At 42.8% G+C, this 6,623-nt stretch carries 4 protein-coding genes; all 4 read left to right on the top strand.

What is annotated here, in order from left to right:
• Positions 1-471 precede the first annotated feature (471 nt).
• The 4 genes from O9290_RS25135 to O9290_RS25120 all read left to right on the top strand — a co-directional run bounded on the left by O9290_RS25135 (position 472) and on the right by O9290_RS25120 (position 6,443).
• Positions 472-1,428 carry a ribonuclease Z gene (locus O9290_RS25135; RefSeq protein WP_002762405.1) on the top strand — a complete coding sequence of 319 codons (957 nt, stop codon included), beginning with the start codon at positions 472-474 and terminating at the stop codon, positions 1,426-1,428.
• A 2-nt stretch (positions 1,429-1,430) separates the two neighbouring features.
• On the top strand, positions 1,431-4,667 hold the full coding sequence (locus O9290_RS25130; RefSeq protein WP_288055889.1) for a tubulin-like doman-containing protein: 3,237 nt from the start codon (positions 1,431-1,433) through the stop codon (positions 4,665-4,667).
• A gap of 291 nt (positions 4,668-4,958) precedes the next feature.
• Positions 4,959-5,885 (top strand): ornithine carbamoyltransferase, encoded by a 927-nt coding sequence (gene argF / locus O9290_RS25125; RefSeq protein ID WP_002762401.1) that lies wholly within the window; start codon positions 4,959-4,961, stop codon positions 5,883-5,885.
• 132 nt (positions 5,886-6,017) lie between these two features.
• Positions 6,018-6,443 carry a hypothetical protein gene (locus tag O9290_RS25120; RefSeq protein WP_002762400.1) on the top strand — a complete coding sequence of 142 codons (426 nt, stop codon included), beginning with the start codon at positions 6,018-6,020 and terminating at the stop codon, positions 6,441-6,443.
• Positions 6,444-6,623: the final 180 nt, after the last annotated feature.

The raw sequence follows: 6,623 nt of genomic DNA, 5'->3' as shown, positions 1-6,623 counted from the left end.
AAATCCTTATCTGGCAAGAGACTTAATTGATTAGTTCGCTCTAGAGCAAAAACAATTGACAAAAATCGCTAAATGCCTTTCTCTATAAGGGTTCCATCCCTTATAACCCCCGTCCATTGCATAACACAAACCGAAGAGCCTTTGTAGTGGACTGTTTCAGCTAAAATAGGGCAATAGATTTCGGCTTAAAGTCTTAGATTATAGAATTTATAGCATTTTTCTAATACACCAAATTAGCTGAAACAGTCCAGTAGGATGGGTTAGCGGTAGCGTAACATGAGCGGGCGTTGGGTTTCATGCTTCAACCCAACCTACGTTCATCTTATATTTAATTCCACCCACCCACTTAGGTCAAAATCAGGGTATTTTCTGTTTTCAAGTGATGAAATACAGAAAAGCAGCAATTCGATCGAGAAATCGATAAAAACAGCCTAGACTAGAAAAAGAATCCTCTATCCTGACAGCTATCCTGTGGAGATTACTTTTTTAGGAACCAGTTCCGGGGTTCCCACTCGTTCCCGTAATGTCTCTAGTATCGCCCTTCGGTTGCCGCAACGGGCAGAAATATGGCTGTTTGACTGTGGAGAAGGAACTCAACACCAGTTACTGCGTAGCGACCTGAAAAGTTCCCAAATCCGACGCATTTTTATCACCCACATGCACGGGGATCATATCTTTGGTCTAATGGGACTGTTAGCCAGTATTGGATTAGCCGGTTCTGCTCAGGATATTGATATCTACGGACCCCCCGGACTAGGGGACTATCTGCGTGCTTGTGCTAAGTATTCCTATACTAATTTAGCCAATCGGGTGCGTGTCCATCCCGTTTCCCCCGGCATACTCTACGAGGATGAAGAATTTACCGTCTCCTGTCAGCTATTAAAACATCGTATTCCCGCCCACGGTTATCGTATCGCCGAAAAAGACCGTCCAGGACGTTTTGATGTGGAAAAAGCCAACGCTTTAGGTATTCCCCCCGGACCAATTTACGGCAAGCTGAAAAAAGGGGAAACTGTCACCCTTCCCGATGGCAGAAAAATTCGCGGTCAGTCCCTCTGCGGAGAAACGGAAATTGGCCGTAAAATTGCCTATTGTACCGATACTATTTTCTGTGAAGGCTCGATCGAATTGGCACAGAATGCAGATGTGCTAATTCATGAGGCGACTTTTGCTCACCAAGATGCCGGATTAGCCTTTGAAAGTGTTCACTCCACTTCGACGATGGCAGCCCAGGTGGCCTTGGCAGCCCAAGTAAAATTGTTATTAATGACCCATTTTAGTCCCCGTTATCTACCGGGGAATTCTCTGGATATTTCCAATCTGTTAGAGGAAGCGCGGGCAATTTTTCCTAACACTAAATTAGCCTACGATTTCCTCACCTACGAAGTCCCCCGCAACCGTCAAGAAATGGTCTTAGGAGTTAAGTAATTATGCCAGCAGCAGTAGAAGAAAAAAGCATGGTTCCCACGGTTTTAGTGGGTATTGGTGGCACGGGTAACGAAATTTTATCGCGATTGCGTCGCTTAATCGAGGAAAGTTATGGCAGTTTGAGTAATTTTCCGATTGTCAGTTTTTTGGTGGTTGACACGGATAAGGATTATAAAATCAGTAATCCTGAAGCTGCTGGCAGTGCTTTTAAAGATAACGAAAAACACTGGGCCCGGGTGAGTGGAAAACAGGTACAGGAGATGGTATCTGACATGGATAGATATCCCTGGATTAATAGTTGGTTTCCCCCGGAATTAGAGAGAAATATTACTTCCCTGGAAGCGGGAGCGGGACAAATTCGCGCCTGTGGTCGTTTTGCTTTATTTTGTAACTATCATGAGATTCAAAGGAAATTTCTGGACGCGGTGAGACGGGTAAAGGGACAAGAAAACTTTATGCTCGATCGCTATGGAATTAAAGTTAGTAATAGTGCCATTAATGTCTTTACTACGGGGTCTTTAAACGGTGGTACGGGTAGCGGAATGTTAATCGATATAGGCTACTGTATTCGTAATTGGTTGCGAGGGGAAAGTAGTCCTTTGAGTACGGCAATTGTTCCCACTCCTGAAGCATTTGCGGGGATTAGTGTCGGCGATCGAGTTTTGGCTAATGGTTACGCTGCCCTGATGGAATTAAATTACTTTTCTGACTACAGAACCGAATATCATCAACAGTTTAGCAGTGGTTTGGTCGATGAAGTTGTTAGTAAATTACCCCCCTTTGATTTTACCTATTTAGTGGGGACAAAAAACGGAGAAGGTGATTTTAAACTTGGTCAAATTCGGGAAATGATCGCCCAAAATATCTTCCTAGATATGACCTCTGATTTTGCCCCCCATAAGCGTTCCATTAGAGATAATATTAAGGGTTCTTGGGCGCAAGCTGACCCCGGGGGTCGCGGTTATCCTAAGCAATTTATGAGTTTTGGACTATCAACTATTGAAATTCCTATTGCCCAAATTCGTGCCTCCTTATCGGAACGTTTAGCCAAAGATTTAATTAATTGGTGGCTGAATGATTCCGTGATTTTACCCGCTCAAATGTTGGACTTAGTAAGAGGTGATATCCTCAAAAAAATGCGCTTGAGCGAAGGGGAATTAATTATGGATTTATGTGCCGACAAGGATCGCTCTTTAATTGCCATAATCTCCCAATGGACTAACGAAACTCGTCAGGAAATCAATCAAGATAATTGGCTCTCTTGTACCAAACAGGGTGTTAATATTTTAGGCAATGAACAGGGTAAAATTCTGCAATTTATTAATGATTATTTGACACCAAGAGTCGAGGAATTTAAACGCAATCATTTACTAGAATTGAGTCCCGATGAACGGCTGCACGGCGATTACCTGAAAAAGATTTATAGTAATCGGGATGAAATTATTCAACGGGGTAAAAAGTCCCTGGAAATAGAGTTTTATAATATCCTTGAGGATCGGAACCGTGGGGTAAAATTTGCCGAGAGTTTTATTGTTTTAGTACGACAAATCTTCACCGACATAGCAGAAAAATTCCGTCGCGATCAAGAACAGGTTTGGAGTCAAAACGAAAGTAAACGTCAACGGGAATACGACACAGCCTTGGCAGAAATTAATGATCTGAAAGATAAAATTCACATCTCGAAAAAAGATAAGATGGAAGAATATTGTGAACAAGCTTTAACGGGATTGGAAGGCTATTTAATGGCCAATATTCAACGAAAAACCAGAGGTGCAGGAGTAGAGGTTATTAATCGTTTACTGGAACATCTCAATCAATTAGAAAGCCGTTTTAATCGCTTTCGTCAGAAATTAATTCAAAGTCGCGATCTATTTAATCTCCTGTCTAACCAACAGATTGATAGTGCCGATGCTTTGTTAATTAATGGGATTAAATTATTTGACAGACAAGAATTAAATAGTCTTTATCAAGACTTTATCGAACAATTTGCCTCGGGGATTGCCGGTAACAAAAATGCCTACGATACGGGTATGGATAACCTTTGTTTACCCCTCTCAGAAGAGATTTTAAAGCAATCTAGCCCTCTCTGGAAAGAAACGCGCCGCGCCGATGAAAATATGCGTTTATTTGACATCACCGAGATTGCCGATATTCGTCAAGGAGATTTTCAACAGGTTATCATAAACCAAGCTAATCAACTACTACAAAATGCCCCCGTTAGTAGTCGAATTCAGCAGGAATTAGCCGCTTGTGATCGCTTGTTAAAAATTTATAACAACGATGCCGATATTATCAATAATCTTCGCATTGCCTACCAAAAATCGCGACCCCTAATTATGCTTAATCCTGCGGTTTTGCGGGGAAAAGATGCGGGTTTTACACCCCAATTAAATCAAAATGTGGCCCTGATTGGGGGAAGAAATACCAGTAACCCGGCAGCCCAAAAAATTATTCCGAAACTGCGGGAATTTATCGCCAACGAAGACGATATTAAACCCTTGGGAGAAGTGGAAAAATATCGTCTTGTCTTCGTGCAGGAAATTGGCGGTTTTTCCCTGCGCTGTCTCGATGGAATGCGAGAACTGCGGCAATCCTATCAAGACTGGAAAGGAGAATTTATTCTCGCTAAACGCGCCCAACAAATGGGGGAAAATCGCGATTTACCTATCCCCGTGCATATCCAAAAGGAACCTCCTTTCTGGGATGTTTTTCCCGAAGATCCGAGTATTTATCAATTGGTGGTGACGTCCCGGGCTTTAAAAGTGCTTTTTCCAGAAGTCAATCGAGTCACTAATGAGAAAACAATTCGCTATGAAATTAAAACCGCAACGGGATTAAAAAAAGTCGATATCGCCACCAGTTGGGAAGATGCGGTACAGGTGTTAGAAGTAAAAGCTTGTCGCGAAGATAAGGAAAAAATTCAAAGTCAGGTGACAGCTAAGTTACAGGATTCGGCCACTCCGGAGAAAAAACAAGCTTTGTATCGGAATTTTATCGAATATTTACAACAACGTTCCGAGGAGTTGACAGGAGGAAAAGATAATACAGAATATAAACGGGAAGATGCAGTTATTTTGCAGTTAATCCATAACTATAAGTTGGATAGCGGTGGAGAAATTCCTCTTTCTCCGGTGACGGAAGTGGCTAACCCAGCTTTAATTATCTGCGGTAATTGTGGACACAAAAACCCGCCTTCGTCTAATTTTTGTTCTAAGTGTGGGGCAAAATTAGTTAAGTAGAAATTAGATTTTGGGTTTGATCCCCCCTGCCCCCCTTGATAAGGGGGGTGCCGATAGGCGGGGAGAGCCACCTTGATAAGGGGGGAATCTGACAATTTTTAACACCTACCTAATTTAACGGAAAAAGTGGGGGTGTTAGCTGGACTAACATCCCCCAAAATGAAAATTTTCGGGAAAAATTGCCTAATAGCGAAAAAACTGGATTATAATAAGGTCTTTACTCAAGATTTTTGCTAACCGCTAACTGCCATAAAAGCCAATCAAAACCCCTGTTTATCGAGAGAAAAACCAATGGTAGCCACTTTAAAAGGACGAGATGTTTTAAGAATAACCGACATGAGTAGCGAAGAAATCAGCGCCCTACTCAATCTATCGGCACAGCTTAAAGCTGGCACTCTTAACCCTAGCTGCAAAAAAGTCTTAGGATTGCTATTTTATAAAGCCTCCACCCGGACCCGGGTTTCCTTTACCGTCGCTATGTACCAGTTAGGGGGACAGGTGATCGATCTTAATCCCAGTGTAACCCAAGTGGGGCGCGGGGAACCCTTAGCAGATACAGCCCGGGTACTCGATCGCTATCTCGATATTCTCGCGGTTCGCACCTTTAAACAAGAGGATTTAGAAGCTTTTGCTAATTATTCCCGCATCCCGATTATCAACGCTTTAACGGATTTAGAACATCCCTGTCAGATATTAGCCGATTTACAGACTATCCAAGAGACTTTTCAGACTTTACGGGGAATTAACCTCACCTATGTGGGGGATGGTAATAATGTCGCTAATTCTCTCCTCTTGGGTGGCGCTTTGATGGGGTTAAATGTGCGGGTTGCTTCCCCCGCAAACTATCAACCGGATGGGGAAATTGTCGCCAGCGCCCAAGCTATTGGCGAGAAAACCGGTAGTAAAATCTTAATTACCGACGATCCCGTTACGGCCGTAAAAGACTCTCAGGTGGTCTATACTGATGTCTGGGCAAGTATGGGACAGGAAAGCCTCGCTGATGCCCGAATTCCCGTTTTTCAGCCCTACCAAGTCAATGAACAGCTAATGAGTCACGCTGACAAAGACGCGATTATTCTCCATTGTTTACCTGCTCACCGCGGCGAAGAAATTACCGACGGGGCGATCGAGGGTGTACAATCAAAAGTCTGGGAGCAAGCGGAAAATCGGATGCACGCCCAAAAAGCTTTAATGGTGAGTTTATTGGGATTAATCTAGCTGCAGATGCTCAGTTACCTAAAATAATTATTAAACTACATAATCAATCATCCTAAGACCTGTCCGACACCGGAAGTTAACGCTAGGATTGATGGTAAGAGCAATAATCAGGGCAGCCTCCACACAAACTATATGTCAGACACCTCCGCAGTTAAAAAATATCTCGCCCATTGGTTTCAATTGGGAAAAAAAGTTATTTGTCCCAAAAACCAAGCTATGCTATTTCCGCTGCCAATTTTCAATGCTGATCGCTATTCGTCGGAGTTTGAAGATTGTTGGCAAAAAATGCTTGATCCTGAAAGTGGCGATTGTTACCTAGAAGGTACTCAACAAACTATCCGAGACTTACTTTCCCCTCAATGGGAATTTCATCCCTGCGCTCGTTGTACTATACCCGTACCAATTGAAGTGGTGGGACAATCGAGTTTATCCTGTCCCTGCCATGATTTGAGTAATTGGCCCAATTTAGAATTACCCTTACCCCATTTACCTGTCAATAGTCGAGAAAATCTCGATCGCATCCGGCAAAGATTGCTAAAAAATTCTCACCCACATTAACCGGACAAAAAGAGACGTTAGGGGTAACGTCTCGACAAAAGGGTTGATATTTAGGGTCTGCTGAATAAATCTAAAAACCTTGTTGGATAAGACTTTTAGACTTTTTTTTCCTCAAAAAGTGCCAGCCGTTGCGGGGATCGGGGGGAAAATTCAGGTACTTTTTCCCTGAAAATTAGGTAA

It is taken from the genome of Microcystis sp. LE19-41.2A, assembly GCF_027530405.1.
GTDB lineage: Bacteria > Cyanobacteriota > Cyanobacteriia > Cyanobacteriales > Microcystaceae > Microcystis > Microcystis aeruginosa.
This window is presented reverse-complemented; position numbering and strand designations above follow the sequence as displayed.